The sequence below is a fragment of the Janibacter sp. RAF52 genome, from assembly GCF_052114035.1.
Classification (GTDB): Bacteria; Actinomycetota; Actinomycetes; order Actinomycetales; family Dermatophilaceae; genus Janibacter; species Janibacter hoylei.
Map to the genome: position 1 here is coordinate 265,533 of NZ_JBFRDY010000001.1, position 21,695 is coordinate 287,227.

Below are 21,695 nucleotides of genomic sequence, written 5' to 3' on the forward strand. Positions count from 1 at the left end.
AGCCAGCCCACCTCGACCCGGCACGACGCTACGTTGACCCCATGCCACGGCTGATCCCCGAAGACCCGCCCTTCACGACGGACTCCGAGCGGCACGTGTGGGAGGGGCTGCGCGACTCCCTTCGTCCCCAGGACGTGCTCCTCGCCAACTACCGCCTCACCGACCTCACCAAGGACCACGAGGCCGACCTCGTGGTCGTCATGCCCGACGTCGGTGTCGTCGTCGTGGAGGTCAAGGGCAACGGGACCCGCATCGACGACGGCCAGTGGACGATCAAGCGCCGCGGCGCACGACGACCCATCGACCCGGTCGGGCAGGTCCGGGACACGAAGTACGCCATCCGCCAGTACGTCGAGACCGACCCCCGCTGGGCCGACTCGTCCCGACGACGGATCCGCTTCGCCCACGCCGTCGTCACCCCCTTCGTCAGCCTCGGGCTGGACTTCGACCTGCCGGACTGCCCGCGCTGGATGATCCACGACCGTGGCGACATGGCGACCCTCGCCGAGCGCCTCGCCGACATCCCGCTCGGCTTCGAGACCCACACCGCCGTGCCGAGCCTCGACGACTGCGAGGTGATCGTCGATATCCTCACCGCGCGGGGCAGGGGCGTTGCCCCGACGGTCGTCGACGAGGCCGACGAACGCCAGGCGCGGGCCGACCACCTCACCCAGGAGCAGTCCCTCGTCCTCGACGTCACCCGCCTGCTGCGCCGCATCGAGATCCGCGGCGGCGCCGGCAGCGGCAAGACCGTGCTCGCCCTCACCCAGGCCAAGCAGCTGTCCGCAGGTCAGCGAGGCCGCACACCCGAGAGGGTCGCCCTCCTGTGCTACTCCATCGGCCTCGCGACGTACTTCAAGCGCGAGGTCGCGACGTGGCCCCGCCGCCAGCGGCCCTCCTTCGTCGGCACCTTCGAAGAGCTCGGCAACCTCTGGGGCGTGCCCTCCGGGACCCGCGACGACCCGGACTACTGGGAGGAGACCTTCCCCCGACTCATGGCCGACCGGGCCGCCGAGCTGCCGCCGGGGGAGCGGTACGACAGCTTCGTCGTCGACGAGGCGCAGGACTTCGCCGAGTCGTGGTGGCGGCCGATCATCGGAGCGCTCACCGACGAGAGCGACGGCGGGCTCTTCCTCTACTCCGACGAAAACCAGCGCCTCTTCAACCGCTTCGGCCGACCTCCGGTCCCGCTCGTGCCGCTCGTCCTCGACCACAACCTGCGCAACACCAAGCAGATCGCCGCCGCCTTCCGACCACTGGCGCCGCTGCGGATGCGTCTCGAGGGCGGCGACGGCCCGCAGGTCGAGCTCGTCCACGCGACCTCGAGGGAGGCCCTGACCCTCGCCGACGACCAGGTCGACGTCCTGCTCGACGAAGGGTGGGACCCCCAGCACGTCGCCCTGCTCACCACCGGCGCACGGCACCCCGTGCAGGCGGAGCGGCAGGAGGAGTACGGGCAGCGCGGGTACTGGGACACCTTCTGGGACAACGACGACGTCTTCTACGGGCACGTGCTCGGGGCGAAGGGGATGGAACGTCGCGCCGTCGTCCTGTGCATCAACGAGGCGGGGACCCGCGAGCGTTTTCGCGAGCGCCTCTACGTCGGGCTGTCGCGCGCGACCGACCGACTCGTCGTCGTCGGGGACCTCGATGTGATCCGGCTCGCGGGCGAGGAGGTGGCTCGGGCGCTCGCCGACGCAGGTAGCATCTCCGGCGAGACACGGGGGGCATCATGACCGAACACGCGCCGGGCTGGTACGAGCACGACGGCGAGCGACGCTACTGGGACGGCACCCGGTGGACGCACTCGACGTCTGCGCCGCCGCCGACGTCGACACCGTCGCCCACCTCCGCGTCCGCGTCGCCGACGACCGGTGCCGCGACCCCGGCCAGCCCGCCGCCCCCGCCGAGCAGTCAGGTGGTGCCCTACACCGCATCCACCCACGGGCAGGCACCTCCTCCCGGTGCGGGGCAGGCCCCCTTCGGCCAGCAGTCCTACTCGCAGCAGCCCTACCCCCAGCCGCCGCACGTCGGCCCGGCCGGCGCGATGCCCGCGCCCCGCAAGGACCCGGCGATCTCGCTGATCCTGTCCCTCTTCATCCCCGGCGTCGGGTCGATGGTCAACGGCGACATCGGCGCAGGCGTGGGGTTCCTCGGCCTCTACATCTTCGGGCTCGTCCTGGTCATCTGCCTCGGCTGGATCCTCATCGGCTTCATCGGGCTGCCGCTCATGGTGGTCGCCTGGGGCTGGGGCATGTACCACGCGTACCAGGGCGCGGTGGAGCTCAATCGCCGCAACGGATACCAATCCTGAGTCCGAAGAGCAACAACTGGGGAGTTCTCCCCATGTCCACAGGTTTGAGCGCAGGTACGCTGGGCTCGCACACAGAGATCGCATACGAGAGATACGGAGAGGGCCTGCGATGAGCAACTGGGCTGCCGGTTGGTATCAGGACCCTGACAATCAGGGGCAGATTCGTTATTGGGACGGCAATGGCTGGACCGAGCACCGTCAGGCGACGCCCGACGGCTTCGCTGCCGACCAGCCGGGTCCCGACTCCTCGGGCACGGGGACGCGTCAGGACACCGTCGGGTCCACGAGCGAGGTCGACGAGGCCACGCGTGTGCGTCCCAACGCCGACCGGTCCTCCGAGACCGAGGCGATCTCCACCGACAGCACCAGCTACGGTGCCGCCGCGGGTGCCGCCGGCGGCTACGGGGCCTCCTCCTACGGTCAGGACCAGGGCTACGGCCAGTCCTCCTACGGTCAGGACCAGACCGGCTACGGCCAGCAGGGCGGGTACGACCAGTCCTCCGCCTACGGGCAGCAGCAGGGCTACGGCCAGCAGGGCGGGTACGACCAGTCCTCCGCCTATGGCCAGCAGCAGGGCTACGGCCAGCAGCAGTACGGCCAGGGCGGTGCGCCGGGCTCCAAGAGCAAGGTGCCACTGATCGCCGGCCTCGGTGTCGTCGGTCTGATCCTCCTGCTCGTCCTGGGTTTCCTCGGCTTCAAGCTCATCGGTGGCGGCGACGACGAGCCCACCGCGCAGCCGTCGACGACCTCCCAGCCGACCGACTCGACCCCCACGGACTCCTCGTCCACGGACTCGACGCCGACCGACTCCTCGTCGAGCGACTCGTCGACGACCGACTCGACGCCGACCGACTCGTCCTCGAGCGACTCGGGTCCGGTCTCCAGCGTGACCAAGGGCCGTGCCGCCAAGTGGGGCACCACCTACAAGGGCAGCGGCCACAGCGTCGTCAACGTCCCCGGTGGCGACGGCGCCGGCCTCATGGAGTTCACCTACGACGGTCAGAAGTACGACAGCCTGAGCATCAAGGGCCTGGACTTCAACGACAAGAACTCCGAGTACATCCTCACGTCGACCGACGCGGCCAAGGGCACGGTGGCGTACAACCTCACCGGCTACAACACGAGCACGACGAAGATCGAGATGGACACCAAGGGCTCGTGGACCGTGAAGTTCACGAAGATCGACAAGGCCCCGACCTTCGGCTCGACCGAGAAGGGTGACGGCTCCAAGGTCTTCAAGTGGGACGGCAAGAAGTCCGACATCGCGGTCAAGTACACGCAGCCGAAGGACTCCTTCATCGGCAACATCAAGGTCGAGGCCGTCGGTGCCTCCGACTACCCGGACCGCCTGATCAGCGAGTACGACAGCTACGACGGCACCACCACAGTCCAGGAGGGCACGAAGTACATCGTCGTCCAGGCCGCGGGTGACTGGGAGATCAAGAAGAAGTAGGTCCCCCGCCGCACGCACGAAGGCGCCGCTCCCGATGGGGGCGGCGCCTTCGTCGTGTCGAAGGGGGAGGCCTCAGCACTCGATGACGTTGACGGCCAGACCGCCGCGAGCGGTCTCCTTGTACTTGACCTTCATGTCCCGACCGGTCTCGCGCATCGTCTTGACGACCTTGTCGAGCGAGACGACGTGCGAGCCGTCGCCGCGCAGCGCGGTGCGGGCCGCGGTGATCGCCTTGACCGAGGCGACGGCATTGCGCTCGATGCACGGGATCTGCACGAGCCCGCCCACGGGGTCGCAGGTCAGGCCGAGGTTGTGCTCCATGCCGATCTCCGCGGCGTTTTCGACCTGGGCGGGGGAGCCGCCGAGAACCGCGGCCATCGCGCCGGCCGCCATCGAGCAGGCCGAGCCGACCTCGCCCTGGCAGCCGACCTCGGCGCCCGAGATCGAGGCATTTTCCTTGTAGATGACGCCGATCGCCGCCGCGGTGAGCAGGAAGCGACAGATGCCGTCCTCGTCCGCGCCCGGCACGAAGTCGACGTAGTAGCGCAGCACGGCCGGGATGATGCCGGCCGCTCCGTTGGTCGGTGCGGTGACGACCCGGCCGCCAGCGGCATTTTCCTCGTTGACGGCCAGGGCGTAGAGGCACAGCCAGTCCATGCCGCGCAGCGGGTCGCTGCTGCTGCCCTCGGCCCGCAGCCGCTGGTGGAGCTGGGGCGCGCGCCGGCGCACCTTGAGGCCGCCGGGCAGGACCCCTTCGGTGCGGGTGCCGTTGTCGATGCACTCCTGCATGACCGACCAGATGTGCAGCAGCTCCTGGCGCACCTCGTCCTCGGTGCGCCACGACAGCTCGTTGTCGAGCATGACCTGGGCGATCGACAGGCCGGTCTCCCGGCAGATCGCGAGCAGCTGGTCGCCGGTGGTGAAGGGGTGGGCGACGGGCGTCGTGTCGGCGACGATCTTCGTCGAGCCCGAGGCGTCCTCGCCGACGACGAAGCCGCCGCCGACGGAGTAGTAGGTGTGCGCGCTGATCGGCTCCTCCGCGTCGCCCCACGCCGTGAAGGTCATGCCGTTGGGGTGCAGGGGCAGCGCCTTGCGCCGGTGCAGCACGAGGTCGTCGTCCTCATGGAAGTCGATCTCGTGCTCGCCGAGCAGGCTCACCCGGTGCGAGGAGCGGATCTGCTGCAGCCGACCGGCCACCGAGCGGGGGTCGCAGACCTCCGGGCGCTCACCGGACAGGCCGAGCAGGACCGCGGTGTTGGAGCCGTGCCCGTGACCGGTCGCTCCGAGCGAACCGAAGAGCTCGGCCTTGACCCGACGCACCTGCGGTAGGACCCCTTCGTCACGCAGACCCTCGACGAACATCACGGCGGCCCGCATCGGGCCGACGGTGTGGGAGCTCGACGGGCCGATGCCGATCGAAAACAGGTCGAAGACGCTCAGTGCCACGGGTGGCTCTCCTGGGGTGCTCGTGGGTGGGGCACGGACGGCTCGACGCGGGGGGGTGGGGCGCGGTGCCGTGGCTCACACTACCCACCGCGTCGACTGCGCCGGGCCGTTGTGGAAAACCTCGCGGCGGGCTGCGCCGACCCGGCCACACTGCAGGGCATGAGCTTCGACGACCTGCCCAGTGACTGGCCCACCCGACCCCTGACCGACCCGACGATCGCCCGCGACGTCGTCGACCTCGTCGTGCGCGAGAGCGACCGCGAGAGCGGCTCGCTGACGATCCTGCTGTGCGACGAGACCTGCCGCATGATCCAGCCGATCACGATCGGCGAGCTCGGCGGTACCGACCTGCCGGCGAGCGAGCGGCGCCGCCCCTTCGACCTCGTCGTCGGTGGCCTCGTCGAGCGTCTCGGCGGCCTCGTCGTCGCGATCGGCCGGCCCCACGGCCTCGAGCCCGACGACGAGGCACGGGCCTGGCACGAGGCGGCGATCGCCTCCTGCCGCGAGCTCGACGTCCCACTGCTCGCGACCTACCTCGCGACCGATCGCGCCGTCGTCGAGATGCCGGTGTGGGACGGGCTGGCGATCGCCGGTTGATCGACCCGACGCCGCCTCACTCGTGCGCGGACCGACCGAGCAGCTCGTCGACCTGGGCGGCCACCTCCGCGCCGATCGCCCGGGTGAAGCCCTCCGGGTCCTCGTGGGCCGCGGGGGACTCCTCGACGATGACGTCGACGAGCCCGTCCTCGAGCATGTGTCGGGCGCCGACCCGCTGGCGGGCGGCGAGCAGAGCGGCGTGCTCGGTGTCCTTGAAGACGATGGCGCTCGCCCCCTCCGGCGGCAGCGGCGAGAGCCAGGCATTGCCGGCGGCGACGACCCGCTGCGCGGGCAGCAGCGCCAGCGCGCCCCCGCCGGTGCCCTCGCCGAGCAGCACGGACACGCTCGGCACGTCGAGCGCCGTCATGTCGGCGATGCACCGGGCGATCTCCCCGGCGAGAGCGCCCTCCTCCGCCCGGGGGGAGAGGTCGGCGCCGGGGGTGTCGATGACGGTCACGAGGGGCAGGCCGAGCTCGCGGGCCATCCGCATGCCGCGACGGGCCTCGCGCAGCGCGGCCGGGCCCATCGACTCGGCGACCTGGTAGCGGCGGTCCTGGCCGACGAGCACGCACGGCCGCGAGCCGAAGGAGGCCAGAGCGAGCATGACCCCCTTGTCCGACTCGCCGTAGCCCGTGCCGTTGAGCGGGATGACGTCGTCTGCGGCGTGCCGCAGCAGCTCCCGCACACCGGGGCGGTCCCCCCTTCGGGTCGTCTCGATGGCCCCCCAGACCGCGGCGACCTCCTCCTCGTCGGGCTCCGGCCGCGAGACGAAGGGAGCGATCCGCCACGTCGGGTGCTCGGTCGGGTCGGCGTGCCGGTGGGTCGTCGCCGACAGCATCGTCAGGGCGCGCGCCGCGATGCCGGCCAGCTCCTCGAGGGGGACGACGGCGTCGACGATGCCCTTGTCCACGAGGTTTTCGGCGACTTGGACGCCCTCCGGGAAGGGGACGCCGTTGACCGTCTCGTAGACGACCGGGCCGAGGAAGCCGATGAGCGCCCCGGGCTCGGCGATCGTCATGTGAGCCAGCGACCCCCACGAGGCGAAGACGCCGCCGGTCGTCGGGTGCCGCAGGTAGGCGAGGTAGGGCAGGCCGGCCGCCTTGTGCGCCACGACCGCGGCCGAGATGTCGACCATCGTCATGAAGGCCGGGGTGCCCTCCTGCATCCGCGTACCACCGCTGGCGGTCGCCGCGATGAGTGGCAGCCGCTCGGTCGTCGCACGCCGGACCGCCGAGACGATCCGGCCCGCGGCCGCCCGTCCGATCGACCCGCCGAGGAAGCGGAACTCGCCGACGATGAGGGCGACGTCGTGACCCTGGATCCGGGCCCGCCCGGTGAGGATCGACTCGTCGGTGCCGGCGCGCTCGGCCGCGGCCGCCATCGCCGACCGGTAGGTGTCGTCGAGGCCGGAGGTGTCGATCGGCTCGTCCCACGTGACGAAGCTGTCCGGGTCGACGACCGCGTCGATGAGCTGCTGGGCACCAGGGCGCTGGGGACTCATGGCAGTGATGGTGCCACCCACGAGGGTGGGTAACCTTGCCCGGTGCTTGTGCCCCTGACCACTGCCGTGATGGTCGCCGTCGCCGCCCTCGGGCTCGTGGCCCTGATCTACCTCGCGCTCGACCGCCCCGTCGACGACGGGCTCCTGCTCGTCGCGGCGCTCGTCGAGCTGGGTCTGCTCGTGCTCGCGGTGACGACGGCGGTCGTCCACGGCCGCGTCACCGGGACGGGGGAGGGCGCGACGATGCTCGCCTACGCCCTGACCCTCCCGATCATCCCGCCGGTCGTCGTCTTCATCGCCCTCAAGGAAAAGACCCGCTGGGCCATGGGCGTCGTCATCGCCGGTGCCTTCACCGTCGGGGTCATGACCTACCGCATCCTCCAGATCTGGCAGACCAGTGGCCCCGCCTGAGGTCAGCACCGGGACCGGGCCGGGCCGGGTCGTCGTCGCCGTCTACGGAGTGCTCGCGCTCGCCGCGACCGGGCGCTCGATCCTGCAGATCACCCAGTACTTCGACCGGGCCCCGCTCGCCTACGTGCTGTCGGCGTGCGCCGCCCTCATCTACGTCGTCGCGACCATCGCCCTGGCGAAGGGGGGACCCTCCGGTGCCCGCGTGGCCACCGGCGCGATCCTCGTCGAAGCGGTCGGCGTCGTCACCGTCGGGACCCTGTCCTTCGTGCGGCCCGAGCTCTTCCCCGACAAGACCGTCTGGTCCCACTACGGGTCCGGCTACGGCTACCTGCCGCTCGTCCTCCCCTTCGTCGGGCTGTGGTGGCTCCACCGGGTGCGCGCCCGCTAGGTGAGACGGAGGCTGGTGCGCGCCAGCCCTTTTCCTATCATCGCAGCAGGTCTTGAGCGCCAGCGCGAAGCCCCGGCTCGCTGGCCGGCAACCCTCCTCCGCGGTGGGGTGCCCCGGGAGACGACCTGGTCCGCGACGTCCGTCGCGGTCAAGCGCGCACATCTCAAGGAGCAGACATGTCCGACCCCTCCACCTGGAGCTTCGAGACCCAGCAGATCCACGCCGGCCAGGCGCCCGACCCGACGACTGGTTCGCGGGCGCTGCCGATCCACGCGACGACCTCCTACGCCTTCAAGGACACCGAGCAGGCGGCGAACCTCTTCGCGCTCAAGGAGTTCGGCAACATCTACACGCGGATCATGAACCCCACCCAGGACGCGGTGGAGCAGAAGATCGCCGCGCTCGAGGGTGGCGTCGGTGCGCTGCTCACGGCGTCGGGCATGTCCGCGACGCACCTCGCCCTGGTCAACATCGCCGAGGCGGGTGACCACATCGTCGCCAGCGCCGCGCTCTACGGCGGCACGATCAACCTGCTGAAGTTCACCCTGCCGAAGTTCGGCATCGAGGTCTCCTTCGTCGAGGACCCGAGCGACCTCGAGCAGTGGCGCGCGGCGGTCAAGCCCAACACCAAGGCCTTCTTCGGCGAGACGATCGGCAACCCCAAGCCGGTCGTGCTCGACATCGCCGGCATCGCCGAGGTCGCCCACGAGGCCGGGGTGCCGCTCGTCGTCGACAACACGATCGCCACGCCCTACGTGCTGCGCCCCCTCGAGCACGGTGCGGACGTCGTCGTCCACTCGGCGACGAAGTACCTCGGCGGCCACGGCACCGCGATCGCCGGCGTCATCGTCGACGGCGGGACCTTCGACTACGCGGCCGACCCGGAGAAGTTCCCCAACTACAACCAGCCCGACCCGAGCTACCACGGGCTGCGCTTCGGCCCCGACCTCGGCGTCAACGGCGCGCTCGGGGCCAACCTGTCCTTCATCCTCAAGGCACGCGTGCAGCTGCTGCGCGACATCGGCCCGGCGATCTCGCCCTTCAACGCCTTCCTCATCGGGCAGGGCATCGAGACGCTCAGCCTGCGCATCGAGCGGCACCTCGACAACACCCGCAAGGTCGTCGACTTCCTCTCCGGCCACGCGCAGGTCGAGGCGGTCAACTGGGCGTCCATCGAGGGCTCGGCGAGCTTCGAGCAGGCGCAGCGCTACACGCCGAAGGGGGCCGGTGCCGTCATCTCCTTCGAGATCGCCGGCGGCCTCGAGGCAGGCAAGAAGTTTGTCGAGGGGCTCACCCTGCACAGCCACCTGGCCAACATCGGTGACGTGCGCTCGCTCGTCATCCACCCGGCCTCGACGACCCACTCGCAGGGTCCGGAGGAGGACCGGCTCGCCGCCGGCGTCACCCCCGGCCTCGTCCGTCTGGCGGTCGGTCTCGAGAGCATCGAGGACATCGTCGCCGACCTCGAGCAGGGCTTCGCCGCCGCGAAGTGATCTTCGGTCCCTGAGGAGGCGAGGAACCTCGGTCCCTGAGGAGGCGAGGAACCTCGGTCCCTGAGGAGGTGAGGAACGAGCCGTCTCGAAGGGCCATCTCGAAGGGCGCACCGAGGGGCCTGTGGAGAACTCCACGGGCCCCTCGGCGTTTTTTCCTAGCGTGTGGGGCATGGGCGGACAACGCATCTCCATCGACAGCGAGGGCATCGCGGGGCTGGGTCGACAACTGACGGCGATCGCCGACTACCTCGAAGAGAAGGCGGCCAAGGCCAACAACGAGGCGGTCGAGACCTTCGGCTTCCCGAGCTGGACCGGCACCCAGGCCTACGAGGCGGCCATCGGTGACTACGAGCGCCGGCGCAAGCAGGCCTGCACGCAGCTGCGTGCGCTCGCGCGCCTCGCCCAGGACGCCGGGTCCTGGTACGTCGAGACCGAGGACCTCGTCGACGAGCGCAACCGGGGGGTCCTCTGATGGCGCTCGAGGACCCGGGGACGATCGAGGAGGGCGACCCCGCCGTCATCCGCGCCGAGGCCGACGAGCTCAAGACCGTCGCGGCCAACATCCACACCGTCGTCAACCTGCTGCGCACCGTCTCGACGAAAGGGGTGTGGGACTCGTGCTCGGGGACGATGTTCGAGCGGGAGGTCGGCACGACGCCGAGCGACCTCGTCGCCATCGCCAACCGGCTGAGCGGTGCCGAGCGGATCATCCGCCCCTACGCCGACCGGCTCGAGGAGAGCCAGGCGACCCTCAAGCGGCTCCGGGGGCGCTACGACACCAACACCGCCACCGCGCAGGCCCGCAAGGAGCGCCTGGCGACGATGACGCCGGAGGACCCGGAGTACGTGACGGTCGAGCGGGAGTACCGGGCCGCCGCCAACTCGCGGGAGATGAACCGGCGCGGCTTCGCCCGTGAGGCCGACGCCGCGGCGGCCGACGAGCACGCCGTTGCCGCGAGCCTGTCCGTCGTGGGGTCGGACCTGTCGGACGAGCGGCTCTACAACACCTTCGAGCAGTCGAGCCGGGTCGGGACGAGCTCGCTCGCCACCAACCCGGTCTCAGGCTTCGTCAAGCCCATGGGCGTCCTGGCCGCGGGCGATCCGATCGGCAGGTTCGGCCGCCGGGCCGTGTACGGCGAGGGCAGCTACTCCGACGTCGGCAAGAGCACCTATCTCGCGGCCGTCGACACGATGATCCCGCTGAGCCGGCAGATCAAGACCGGGCGGCGCATCAAGGCCGCCGACCGGGCGGCGGAGCTGCGCAGCATCCGGGCCGCCGACAAGTCGACCAACCCCATCGCCCACCGGCGCATCGGAGCGGATGCCAAGAGCTGGGCGAAGCACAAGGCGGCCACGTCGAAGGTGCGGGGGAGGCACAAGGCGACCGACTGGGCCAGGGAGACCTCCGGCATCAACCTGGCCGACGACTTCGCGACCGACTGGACAGCCGTCGCCGGGTCGGGCCACGTCCGCAAGGGCGGCGTCATCGTCACCTACGGCGTCCGCAAGACCAACCACACCGTCTCCCGGGTCGAGTCGGGGATCTCCACCGGGCAGTCCATCGACGCCGCGGCCGACAAGGTGACCGAGTCCCCGTCGGAACGGCAGGAGCGGCAGGAACGTGAGGCGGCCGCCGAGCGAAGGGAGGAGGCGCAGAGGTCGCGACGGGCGGGGGCGACCGACGACCTCACCGGGTCGCCCCTGGTCTCACCGGTGCCGTAGGGGAGGATCAAAAAAGGCGTTGCCGCGCCCTTCGCCCCGGTGCGAGCGTGACCTCATGACGAGCGACATCGCGATCACCCGCATCGACCCTGCCGACGAGAGCCAGGTCGAGGCCCTGCTCGAGCTCGACACCCTCGTCTGGGCCGACAGCGCGCGCCGACCGCGCGAGGCACAGCTGCGCGACACCCCGCAGCGAGCGGGCTTCGTCGCCACCCGCGGGGGAGAGCCTGCGGGCACCGCCGGGTCCTGGGACGTCGAGGTCTCCGTGCCGGCTGCGGGAGGCGAGGGGGCCTCCCTTCGTCCCGCGGAGGGGCTGACGTGGATCGGGGTGCACCCCGACCACCGGCGGCGCGGGGTGCTCACCGCCGTCATGGCCCACCACCTGCGGTGGACCCGCGACGAGCAGGGACGCTCGCTGTCCGTGCTCAAGGCGTCGGAGCACATGATCTACGGTCGCTTCGGCTACGGGGTGGCGAGCACGGTGCTGCGCTCGAGCTTCGGGCGGGGCACGAACTTCGCCGCGCCGCCGCAGGTGCGGGCGCTCGCCGATGCGACGACCCTGCAGACCACGACGGCGAGCCCTGACCAGGCGGACCGGTGGCACGACCTCGCCCGAGCGGCCGCCGCCACCGGTGCCGGGCAGGTCGTGCGCAGCCGCGAGGACTGCGCCCGCCTGCTCATCGACAGCCCCGAGAGCCGCGGCGACCGCGAGCCGGCACGCCTGCTGTGGGCCACCCGCGACGGCCAGGACGTGGGCGCCGCGTACTTCCACCGCACGCCGCGCTGGTCCGACGGACGACCCGAGGGGGAGGTCGGCGTCTTCTTCCTCCTCTCCACCGACGTCGGAGCCCGGCTGGCGCTCGCCGAGCGGCTCGTCGACCTCGACCTCATGGGCAGCACCGCCTATTGGGTGACCCTCGATGACCCGCTCGTCACGTGGCTGCCCTCGCCGCGCGCCCTCGGCGGAGGCGGACCGAGCGACTGCCTCTGGCTGCGCATCGTCGACCTGCCGACCGCCGTGACGGAACGCGGCCACGCCGCCGACCTCGACGTGGTCGTCGAGGTCGGCGACGCGGTCCTACCCGAGCAGGCCGGCCGCTGGCGCTGGACGGCCGCGCGCGGTGGCGTCGGGGCGCTCGAGCGCACGGAGGCAGCCGCCGACGTCACGCTCGACATCGGTGACCTCGGGGCCGTGTGGCTCGGCGGTCAGACCATCGCGGCCCGCGCCGCCGCCGGGTACGTCACCGGTGAACCGGCCGCGGTCGCCGCGCTCGACGCCGCGCTGCGCACCCCGGTCGGGCCGGTGACGACGATCGACTTCTGACCTTCGGGATGGCGCCCTTCGAGACGGTCGCCGGGCGACCGCCCACGCGGGGCGTGGGACCCACTCAGGGGCCGTGGATATCCTGACTGTCATGTCTGACTCCGCCCTGCGTGCACCCGTCGCGGCGGAGGACCTGCACTACAACGAGGAACTGCCGGTCGTCGCGCGCAAGGACGACATCGCCGAGGCGATGCGCGAGCACCAGGTCGTCATCGTCGCGGGGGAGACGGGGTCGGGCAAGACGACCCAGCTGCCCAAGATCGCCCTCGAGATCGGGCGCGGTCGTGCCGGCCAGATCGGCCACACCCAGCCGCGTCGGATCGCCGCGCGCTCGGTCGCCGAGCGGATCGCGCAGGAGATGCAGGTCGAGCTCGGCGGGCTCGTCGGCTACCAGGTCCGCTTCGCGGACCACAGCAGCGACGGCACGGCGGTCAAGGTGATGACCGACGGCATCCTGCTCAACGAGATGCAGCGCGACCGTGACCTGCGCCGCTACGACACGATCATCATCGACGAGGCCCACGAGCGCTCGCTCAACATCGACTTCATCCTTGGCTACCTCAAGCAGCTGCTGCCGCGTCGCCCCGACCTCAAGGTCGTCATCACCTCCGCGACGATCGACCCGGAGCGCTTCGCGGAGCACTTCAGCGACGAGCAGGGCGAGCCCGCACCGATCATCGAGGTCTCCGGCCGCACCTACCCCGTGGAGGTGCGCTACCGGCCCCTCGGCGAGGACGACGACGATGACGGCGACCAGGTGACCGGCATCTGCCGGGCCGTCGAGGAGCTGTGGACCGAGCCCGAGTCCGGCGGCCCGCGCGATGCCCTCGTCTTCCTCTCCGGCGAGCGCGAGATCCGCGACGCCCAGGAGGCCCTGTCGGGGATGCAGCTGCCCGACACCGAGATCATCCCGCTCTACGCACGCCTGTCCGCCGCCGAGCAGCACCGGGTCTTCGCGCCCCACTCCGGGCGACGGATCGTGCTGTCGACCAACGTCGCCGAGACCTCGCTGACCGTGCCCGGCATCCGCTACGTCATCGACACCGGCACCGCGCGCATCTCCCGGTACAGCCAGCGGACCAAGGTGCAGCGCCTGCCGATCGAGCGCATCTCGCAGGCCTCGGCCAACCAGCGCGCCGGTCGCTGCGGACGCGTCGCCGAGGGCGTGTGCATCCGCCTCTACAGCGAGGAGGACTTCGCGGCACGAGCGGAGTTCACCGACCCCGAGATCCTGCGCACCAACCTCGCCAGCGTCATCCTCCAGATGACCTCCCTCGGTCTGGGCGACATCGCGCGCTTCCCCTTCATCGAGCCGCCGGACTCCCGTCAGATCACCGACGGTGTCCGTCTGCTGCAGGAGCTGCAGGCCTTCGACACGGAGACCCGGGCGAAGGGGGCCCGTCGCCTCACCCCGACCGGCAAGACCCTCGCCCGCCTGCCCGTCGACCCACGCCTCGGGCGCATGCTCATCGAGGCCGACCGGCTCGGCTGCACCACCGAGGTCCTCGTCATCGTCGCCGCCATGTCGATCCAGGACCCCCGCGAGCGGCCCACCGAGCAGCGCGCGCAGGCCGACCAGCAGCACGCCCGATTTCGCCAGGAGGGGTCCGACTTCGCGAGCTGGTGGAACCTGTGGGTCTACCTCAAGGACCAGCAGAAGGCCCTGTCCGGCAGCGCCTTCCGCCGCATGTGCAAGCGGGAGTACATCCACTTCCTGCGCACCCGCGAGTGGCAGGACCTGCACAGCCAGCTCGTCCGCGCCGCCAAGCAGCACAAGATCGACACCCGGCAGCGCACGTCCGCGCCCGACGCCGAGCCGGACTGGGACCGGGTCCACCAGGCCCTGCTCACCGGGCTGCTCAGCCACATCGGCCTGCGCGACGAGGACAAGCGCGACTACCTCGGTGCCCGGGGTGCCCGCTTCTCGATCCAGCCGGGCACGACGAACTTCAAGCGGCAACCCCCCTTCGTCATGGCGGGGGAGCTCGTCGAGACCAGTCGGCTCTGGGCCCGCTCGTCGGCTCGCATCGACCCCGTGTGGGCCGAGCGCGCCGGCGCCCACCTCGTCAAGCGGACCTACTCGGAGCCGCGCTGGAGCAAGAAGGCCGCCTCCGTCCTGGCGACCGAGCGGGTCACCCTCTTCGGCGTGCCGCTCGTCGTCGGGCGCCCCGTCTCCTACGGCAAGATCGACCCCGTCGCCAGCCGTGAGCTCTTCATCCGGCACGCCCTCGTCGAGGGGGAGTGGGACGCCCACCACGACTTCCTCGCTGCCAACCGCAAGCTCGTCCGGCGCCTCGAGCAGCTCGAGGAGCGGGCCCGGCGACGTGACCTGCTCGTCGACGACGAGGACGTCGTCGCCTTCTACGACGAGCGGATCCCCGCCGACGTCGTCTCCGGCGCCCACTTCGACAGCTGGTGGAAGTCCGCCCGTCGTGAGCAGCCCGACCTGCTCACGCTGACCGAGGACCTGCTCACCCGCGACGACGCCGAGGCGGTGAGCGGTCGCGACTACCCGCGCCGCTGGCGCACCGACAGGCTCGAGCTCGCCGTGACCTACCAGTTCGAGCCCGGCTCCGAGGACGACGGCGTCACCGTCCACGTGCCCGTGCAGGTGCTCAACCGGCTGACCGCCGACGGCTTCGACTGGCAGGTCCCCGGGCTGCGGGCCGACCTCGTCACCGCGCTCATCAAGTCACTGCCCAAGGCGACCCGCCGCCACCTCGTCCCCGCCCCCGACCACGCGCGGGCCGCGCTCGCCGAGCTCGACCCCGATGCCGGCACGTCGATCACCGCACAGCTGTCGACCGTGCTCGGCCGCCGCGGCGGCATCCGCATCGACGAGGGGGAGTGGGACTGGACCAAGGTCCCCGACCACCTGCGCATCACCTTCGCCGTCGAGGACTCCCGGCGTCGCCGCCTCGGCCGCGGCAAGGACCTCGAGGCCCTGCGTGAGGAGCTCGCCGGCCACGTCCAGCACGGCATGTCCCGGGCCGGGGCCTCCATCGAGCGCCCCGGCCTGACGACCTGGGACCTCGGCGACCTGCCCGAGACCTTCACGACGACGTCCGGCAAGCACACCGTCGTCGGGTACCCCGCCCTCGTCGACGAAGGGAGCAGTGTCGCCGTCCGCGTCCTGCCCGACGAGCAGCAGGCGCTCGGTGCCCACCGCGCCGGCGTGCGCCGGCTCCTCCTGCTCGGGACGGCCCCGCCGTGGAAGCGGGTGCTCGCCCGCCTGACGAATGCGCAGAAGCTGGCGCTCGCCGACAACCCGCACGGCTCCGTCCCCGCCCTGCTCGACGACGCCCTCGCTGCCGCCGTCGACGACATCGTCACCCAGCACGTCACCGGCCCGGTCCGCTCGCGGGCAGCCTTCGACGAGGCGCTCGCCGCCACCCGCACCCACGTCGCCCAGCGGGTGCTCACGGTGGTTGCCGAGGTCGAGCCGGTGCTCGCGCAGCGCACCGAGGTCCTCGCCCTCCTCGACCGGATGACCGCGCCCGCGGTCGCGGTGACCGTCGCCGACGTGCGCGCCCAGCTCGACGGCCTCCTGCGACCGGGCTTCGTCGCCGACACCGGTCTGGCCCGCCTGCCCGACCTGCGGCGCTACCTGCGCGGGATCTCCCTTCGTCTGGAGCGGGCCGCGGACAACCCGCGCCGCGACGCCGGCCACCAGGAGAGCATCGACGCCGTCGAAGGCGCCTACGCCGACCTGCTCGACGCGCTGCCACCGCTGCGCCGCAGGTCCCCGGACGTCGTCGCCATCGGGTGGATGATCGAGGAGCTGCGCATCTCGCTCTTCGCGCAGTCGATCGGCACCGCGCAGTCGGTCTCCGCCAAGCGGGTGCGGGCGGCCATCGCGGCCGTGCCGACCTGAGGGGGGAATGGCCACGGCGGAAGCGTCGTTGCGACAATGAGTGCTTCACCGACCAGGAGGACCTGACGTGACCGAGCGCCTCTACCGCTACGAGGTCGACACCGACCCCGCCATGCTCCTGCCGGGGCCGTTGGTCGTCGCCTTCGACGGCTTCTTCGACGCCGGCATGGCCCAGCGACTCCTCGTCGAGCAGCTGCTCGAGGCGGGCGACGCGACCGTCGTCGCCTCCTTCGACGTCGACTCGCTCATCGACTACCGCAGCCGCCGCCCGGTCATCACCTTCGACGCCAACCGGTACGTCGACTACGACGACCCGGCTCTCCTGCTCTACCACCTCCTCGACCGCGACGGGCAGACCTACTACGTCCTCACGGGTCCGGAGCCGGACTACCGGTGGGAGGCGGTCATCGAGGCCATCACCGCGATCATGGACGACCTCGGCATCACTCTCGTCGCACACGCCCACGGCATCCCGATGGCCGTGCCGCACTCCCGACCGGTCGGCATGACGGTCCACGGCACCGACGAGCGCCTCATCGGCGAGCACAAGCCGGTCTTCGGCACCGTCCAAGTGCCCGCCTCTCTCGCCGCGCTGCTCGAGATGCGCCTCGGGGAGTCCTCGCGCGACGCCGTGGGCTTCAGCATCCACGTGCCGCACTACCTCGCGCAGTCGACCTTCCACGACGCCGCCCTCACCGCGCTCAACGCGATCGTCGACGTCACCGGGCTCAACCTGCCCAACGACGCCCTCGTCGAGGCCGCCCGGGAGGGGCGCATCCAGATCGAGCGCGAGGTCGAGGACAACGACGAGGTCCGCGAGGCCGTCCAGGCGCTCGAGCGCCAGTACGACGTGCACCTGCGTGGGCTGGAGCGCCCGAGCCTGCTCGCCGGCGAAGGGGAGGACCTGCCCTCCGCGGACGAGATCGGCGCCGACTTCGAGGACTTCCTGCGCACGGTCGACGAGACCGACAACCCCTGAGGCGCTACTTCGCCTCCGACCACCGCCGCACGACGGAGGTGTCGGCGACGAAGTGGACCTGGTCGCCACCGAGCCAGCGACGAGCGGCGTCGGTGAGCGAGCGGTCGACGAGGGCCGCGGCCTCCTCCGCGTGCTGCTGCGGCACGTGCACGAGCAGCTCGTCGTGCAGGCACAGCACGATCCGGCCGCCCAACGGCCGCACGGCCACCCGGACCGTCGCCGCCCACGCCTTGAAGAGCTCGGCGGCCGAGCCCTGGATCACCGCATTGCGGGCGAAACGACCACGGGCGCCCGCCACCCCCTCCCGACCGGCGTCGTCGAGGCCGTCGGCGCCGAAGTCGGTGCGCACCAACCGCCCGCCGTACGTCCGGACCGGCTCACCTCGTCGCCCGCGCTCCTGCGCGCGCTGCAGGTGTGCCATCGCCACGGGGTACTCGCGCTCCAGGCCCGCGAGAGCCTCGGCCGCCGGGCCGGAGCGCTGCCCGTACATGGCCGCGAGGACCGCGATCTTGGCGACCGGTCGCTCCACCCCGAGCCGTTGGGCGACCGGGGCGTAGAGGTCGTCGGCGCGTGTGGCCGCGGCGAAGGCCGGGTCGCGCGAGACCGCGGCGAGCACCCGCGGCTCGACCTGGCCCAGGTCCGCCCGCACGAGGACGTGGCCCTCGTGGGCAGCCACCGCGGGGCGCAGCTCCGCCGGCAGGTTGTGCAGCCCCGCCTGCGCGGTCATCCGGCCGGCCGCCCCGTCGCACGCCGCCCACGCGCCGCGCAGCCGGTCGTCGGGCCCGACGTGCTCGCGCAGCCACCGCCAGCCGTAGGTCGTCGCGATCCGCTCGCGCTTGCGCCACTCCAGCAGGGCCGGGACGACCGGGTGGGCGCTCGCGTGCGCCTCGAGGACCCACTTGCGCGTGGAGGGGACGTCGATGCCGGCCCGAGCGAGCAGCGCCCTGACCTGGGCCGGGTTGCGCAGGTCGACGTGGCCGGTGCCGGGGACCGCGGCGAGCACCGGCGCGTCGCGGGCCGCGCGAGCCGCGAGCTCCTCGTCGAAGGTGCTCGGCTCGGGGCCGGCCGCGTCGGTGATGAGCCGGCGGATCGTCTCGCGGTCGATCGGCAGCCCGGTGCGGGCCAGCTCGACGCACAGCACCGCCGTCGCGGACTCGGCGTGCGCGGCGGCGACCGCACGAGGACCGCGGGCGGTCATCCCTTCGTGCTGGCGGGCGGCGACCTGCCGGGCCGCCTCCGCATAGGCGGCGCACCGCTGCGGCGTCGTCAGCCAGGCACCCGTCACGGCGTCGGCGCGCAGGTGCCCGTCGTCGCGCACCAGCTGCTCGGGGGGCACCTCGTCGGCCAGCAGGTCGAAGAGGTCACCCGTCGGGGCCGTCGGGGCGGTCGTCGGGTCGAGCCCGTGGGCGGCAGCCCAGGCCAGCTCGGGCCCAGCCGGCCAGCCGCCGTGCGCGAGTCGGTGCACCTCCGCGACGTCCCACGTCCGGTCGAGGGTCGCGCCGGCCGCGACGAGCGGTGCGACGGAGGCCGCGGACCAGGTCACCCAGCGCACGCCGGGGGAGAGGGCGGCGACGAGCGAAGGGAGGTCCCTCCCGAGCACCGCCGGCCCGTCCGGAGGCAGCACGGCGCCGACGCCGTCGACCCCGACGACGACGGCTCCCGGCTGCTGTCCACCCACGCTGCGTGAGGCTACCCGGGCCCTGCGACCACGCCCCGGAGCACGCACGTCGTGAGCACGCGGGGCGGGCGGGCTGCGTGGCAGGATGCCGACATGGGATTCATCTCCGACCGACTCGGCTTCGGCCGCAAGCAGCAGGTGCAGGACACCCGGACCGCGCTCGAGCAGGCGCGTGAGCCCGAGCGGCAGGGCGCCCTGGCGAGCTCCTCGATCAAGCTCGTCGAAAACCTCCTCGACACCGGCATCGACGGGCGCGGTCCCTTCGACTCGGCGGCCACGATGGCCGACAAGGCCCTGGCCAAGCACGGCGGCAACGCCGACAAGGCGGTCGACGAGATCATCGCCGACACCCTCAAGCTCGCCGGCGCCTCCGGCTTCGTCACCAACCTCGGCGGCTTCGCGACGATGGTCGTCGCGCTGCCGGCCAACGTCCTCGGCTTCTACGTCCTCGCCACCCGCATGGCGGCCTCCGTCGCGCGGGCCCGCGGCTACGACCTGAGCCAGCCCGAGATCCGCTCGGCGGTCCTGCTCAGCCTCGTCGGCGCCGACGCCCAGGATCTCCTCGCCAAGGCCGGCGTGGTCGCGCCCACCGGCCGGCTCGCCAGCATGGCCGCGCAGCGTCTCCCCGCCCCCGCGCTCATGGTCGTCAACAAGGCGGTCGGCTTCCGCATCCTCTCGTCCGCGGGCAAGGGCGTCTTCGCCCGCTTCGGCAAGGCGGTGCCCGTCGTCGGTGGCGCCGTGGGCGCCGGCATGGACCTGTGGCTGATGAAGCAGCTCGCCGACCACGTGCGCAAGGAGTTCCCGCCCGCCTCCTGATCGTCGCGACGCGCCGGTGTCACCCGTCAGGTGGCACCGGCGTCGTGGCGCTGGTAACTTCCGCCGGGCCCACGCCCGCTCAACGGAGAGTTGCCCATGTCCTTCGCCGAACTCGTGGAAGCCGCCAACGGCGTCGTCTGGTCGATCCCGCTCGTCGGGCTCTGCCTGCTCGCCGGCCTCTACTTCACGGTCCGCACCCGTCTCGTCCAGGTCCTCGGGATCCCGGACATGATCAAGCAGCTGCGCGAGGGGGAGTCCTCCGTCGACGGCACCTCCTCCTTCCAGTCCCTGATGATGTCGCTGGCCAACCGCGTCGGCATGGGCAACATCGGTGGTGTGGCCACGGCCATCGCCTTCGGTGGCCCCGGCGCCGTCTTCTGGATGTGGACCGTCGCCTTCCTCGGTGCGGCGACCTCCTTCATCGAGTGCACGCTCGGCCAGATCTACAAGGAAAAGGACCCGGACACCGGTGAGTACCGCGGTGGCCCGGCGTACTACTTCGAAAAGGCCTACGCCCACAAGGCGCGCACCCTCTCGCTCGCCTACGCGGTGACCTTCGCGATCTTCACCGTCTTCGCGATGAGCTTCTTCCTGCCGGGTGTCCAGGCCAACGGCATGTCCTCGGCCCTGAACTCCGCGTGGGGTGTCCCGACCTGGGCCACGGCCATCGGCGTCGTCATCGCGCTCGCCTTCATCGTCATCGGTGGCGTCAAGCGCATCGCGACCTTCGCCGCCTTCGTCGTGCCGCCGATGGCGATCCTCTACATCCTCGTCGCGCTCGTCGTCTTCTTCGTCAACGTCGACCAGATCGGGCACGTCTTCAGCGAGATCTTCTCCGGCGCCTTCGGTGCCCACGCGGTCTACGGTGCGATCATCGGCCAGGCCGTCAAGTGGGGTGTCCAGCGCGGCATCTACTCCAACGAGGCCGGTCAGGGCACGGGCCCGCACCACGCCGCGGCCGCCGAGGTCTCGCACCCGGCGAAGCAGGGCTTCGTCCAGGCCTTCGCCGTCTACATCGACACCCTCTTCGTCTGCACCGCGACGGCCTTCATCATCATCTCGACGGACATGTACTCCGTCTTCGAGGGCGAGACCTACCCGGGCCCGACCCTCTACGAGGGCTCGGTCGGCACCGACGTCGAGCCCGGGCCGGGCTTCGTCCAGGCCGGCCTCGACAGCTTCGTCCCCGGTGCCGGGTCGGGCTTCGTCGCCCTGGCTCTCGTCTTCTTCGCCTTCACGACGATGGTCGCCTACTACTACATGGCCGAGGTCAACCTCGCCTACCTCACCCGCAAGATCCGCAACGGCGTCGTGCGTCGCGGTCTCATCCGGGCCCTGCAGGCGCTGATCCTCGTCTCCGTGGCGTACGGCGCCACGACGACGGCCGGGTCCGCCTGGGGCCTGGGCGACATCGGCGTCGGCACGATGGCCTGGCTCAACATCCTGGGCATCCTCCTGCTGCAGATCCCGGCGCTCAAGGCGCTCAAGGACTACCGCGCGCAGAAGGAGCAAGGCCTGGACCCGCAGTTCGACCCGCGGGAGCTCGGGATCGAGGGCGCGGACTTCTGGGTCGAGCGGGCCGAGGGGCGCGTCGCGCAGGGCACCCCGGCCGGGGCCGAGCGCGACTGACGCGGCCCGGCGCCGCCATGGCGCTGCTCACCTGACGGAATCCCGGCCGGGCGCGCTACGTTGGATCCAG

The 21,695-nt window shown here is 71.6% G+C and carries 17 protein-coding genes and 1 riboswitch; of the genes, 14 read left to right on the forward strand and 3 right to left on the reverse strand.

The window, feature by feature from the left end; translation table 11 throughout:
• Nucleotides 1-41: 41 nt before the first annotated feature.
• From AB4Y78_RS01250 to AB4Y78_RS01260, 3 genes are all read left to right on the forward strand, one after another.
• Nucleotides 42-1,736: an NERD domain-containing protein gene (locus AB4Y78_RS01250; RefSeq protein ID WP_441713767.1), complete on the forward strand. Its 1,695-nt coding sequence runs from the start codon at nucleotides 42-44 to the stop codon at nucleotides 1,734-1,736.
• Entirely contained in the window at nucleotides 1,733-2,314 is a 582-nt protein-coding gene (locus AB4Y78_RS01255; protein ID WP_282069983.1) for a DUF2510 domain-containing protein, read from the forward strand. Before AB4Y78_RS01250 ends, AB4Y78_RS01255 begins: the two co-directional genes overlap by 4 nt.
• A gap of 109 nt (nucleotides 2,315-2,423) precedes the next feature.
• Nucleotides 2,424-3,767, forward strand: a complete 1,344-nt coding sequence (locus AB4Y78_RS01260; RefSeq protein ID WP_441713766.1) for a DUF2510 domain-containing protein — start codon at nucleotides 2,424-2,426, stop codon at nucleotides 3,765-3,767.
• Between the two features lie 72 nt (nucleotides 3,768-3,839).
• On the opposite strand, the gene AB4Y78_RS01265 is transcribed toward AB4Y78_RS01260, so the two are convergent.
• Complete coding sequence (locus tag AB4Y78_RS01265; protein ID WP_441713765.1) at nucleotides 3,840-5,213, reverse strand: L-serine ammonia-lyase; 1,374 nt, start codon at nucleotides 5,211-5,213, stop codon at nucleotides 3,840-3,842.
• Nucleotides 5,214-5,372: 159 nt separating this feature from the next.
• On the opposite strand from AB4Y78_RS01265, the gene AB4Y78_RS01270 reads away from it, so the two are divergent.
• The gene (locus AB4Y78_RS01270; protein WP_265231606.1) at nucleotides 5,373-5,810 is read left to right on the forward strand and encodes a hypothetical protein; all 438 of its coding nucleotides are present in this window, start codon (nucleotides 5,373-5,375) and stop codon (nucleotides 5,808-5,810) included.
• 16 nt (nucleotides 5,811-5,826) lie between these two features.
• On the opposite strand, the gene AB4Y78_RS01275 is transcribed toward AB4Y78_RS01270, so the two are convergent.
• Nucleotides 5,827-7,311: a carboxyl transferase domain-containing protein gene (locus AB4Y78_RS01275; RefSeq protein ID WP_441713764.1), complete on the reverse strand. Its 1,485-nt coding sequence runs from the start codon at nucleotides 7,309-7,311 to the stop codon at nucleotides 5,827-5,829.
• A gap of 42 nt (nucleotides 7,312-7,353) precedes the next feature.
• Between AB4Y78_RS01275 and AB4Y78_RS01280 the strand changes: the two genes are divergently transcribed.
• The 8 genes from AB4Y78_RS01280 to AB4Y78_RS01315 all read left to right on the forward strand — a co-directional run bounded on the left by AB4Y78_RS01280 (nucleotide 7,354) and on the right by AB4Y78_RS01315 (nucleotide 17,502).
• Entirely contained in the window at nucleotides 7,354-7,722 is a 369-nt protein-coding gene (locus tag AB4Y78_RS01280) for a hypothetical protein (RefSeq protein ID WP_040880715.1), read from the forward strand.
• Complete coding sequence (locus AB4Y78_RS01285) at nucleotides 7,709-8,110, forward strand: hypothetical protein (RefSeq protein WP_007925370.1); 402 nt, start codon at nucleotides 7,709-7,711, stop codon at nucleotides 8,108-8,110. Before AB4Y78_RS01280 ends, AB4Y78_RS01285 begins: the two co-directional genes overlap by 14 nt.
• Before the next feature lie 48 nt (nucleotides 8,111-8,158).
• Nucleotides 8,159-8,271, forward strand: a riboswitch (SAM riboswitch).
• Between the two features lie 15 nt (nucleotides 8,272-8,286).
• The gene (locus AB4Y78_RS01290) at nucleotides 8,287-9,603 is read left to right on the forward strand and encodes a bifunctional o-acetylhomoserine/o-acetylserine sulfhydrylase (RefSeq protein WP_259908988.1); all 1,317 of its coding nucleotides are present in this window, start codon (nucleotides 8,287-8,289) and stop codon (nucleotides 9,601-9,603) included.
• A gap of 169 nt (nucleotides 9,604-9,772) precedes the next feature.
• Nucleotides 9,773-10,075, forward strand: a complete 303-nt coding sequence (locus AB4Y78_RS01295; RefSeq protein ID WP_128276843.1) for a hypothetical protein — start codon at nucleotides 9,773-9,775, stop codon at nucleotides 10,073-10,075.
• Nucleotides 10,075-11,325, forward strand: coding sequence for a hypothetical protein (locus AB4Y78_RS01300; RefSeq protein WP_441713763.1), 1,251 nt, complete (start codon nucleotides 10,075-10,077; stop codon nucleotides 11,323-11,325). The genes AB4Y78_RS01295 and AB4Y78_RS01300 overlap by 1 nt, the downstream gene beginning before the upstream one ends.
• Nucleotides 11,326-11,380: 55 nt before the next feature.
• Complete coding sequence (locus tag AB4Y78_RS01305; protein ID WP_441713762.1) at nucleotides 11,381-12,649, forward strand: GNAT family N-acetyltransferase; 1,269 nt, start codon at nucleotides 11,381-11,383, stop codon at nucleotides 12,647-12,649.
• Nucleotides 12,650-12,740: 91 nt separating this feature from the next.
• Complete coding sequence (gene hrpA / locus AB4Y78_RS01310; protein WP_441713761.1) at nucleotides 12,741-16,523, forward strand: ATP-dependent RNA helicase HrpA; 3,783 nt, start codon at nucleotides 12,741-12,743, stop codon at nucleotides 16,521-16,523.
• A gap of 67 nt (nucleotides 16,524-16,590) precedes the next feature.
• Complete coding sequence (locus tag AB4Y78_RS01315; RefSeq protein WP_007925347.1) at nucleotides 16,591-17,502, forward strand: proteasome assembly chaperone family protein; 912 nt, start codon at nucleotides 16,591-16,593, stop codon at nucleotides 17,500-17,502.
• Nucleotides 17,503-17,506: 4 nt separating this feature from the next.
• On the opposite strand, the gene AB4Y78_RS01320 is transcribed toward AB4Y78_RS01315, so the two are convergent.
• Nucleotides 17,507-19,180 (reverse strand): DNA polymerase, encoded by a 1,674-nt coding sequence (locus AB4Y78_RS01320; RefSeq protein WP_441713760.1) that lies wholly within the window; start codon nucleotides 19,178-19,180, stop codon nucleotides 17,507-17,509.
• A gap of 93 nt (nucleotides 19,181-19,273) precedes the next feature.
• Between AB4Y78_RS01320 and AB4Y78_RS01325 the strand changes: the two genes are divergently transcribed.
• Entirely contained in the window at nucleotides 19,274-19,996 is a 723-nt protein-coding gene (locus tag AB4Y78_RS01325; protein ID WP_441713759.1) for an EcsC family protein, read from the forward strand.
• Between the two features lie 96 nt (nucleotides 19,997-20,092).
• Nucleotides 20,093-21,625, forward strand: a complete 1,533-nt coding sequence (locus AB4Y78_RS01330; protein WP_441713758.1) for an alanine/glycine:cation symporter family protein — start codon at nucleotides 20,093-20,095, stop codon at nucleotides 21,623-21,625.
• Nucleotides 21,626-21,695 lie beyond the last annotated feature (70 nt).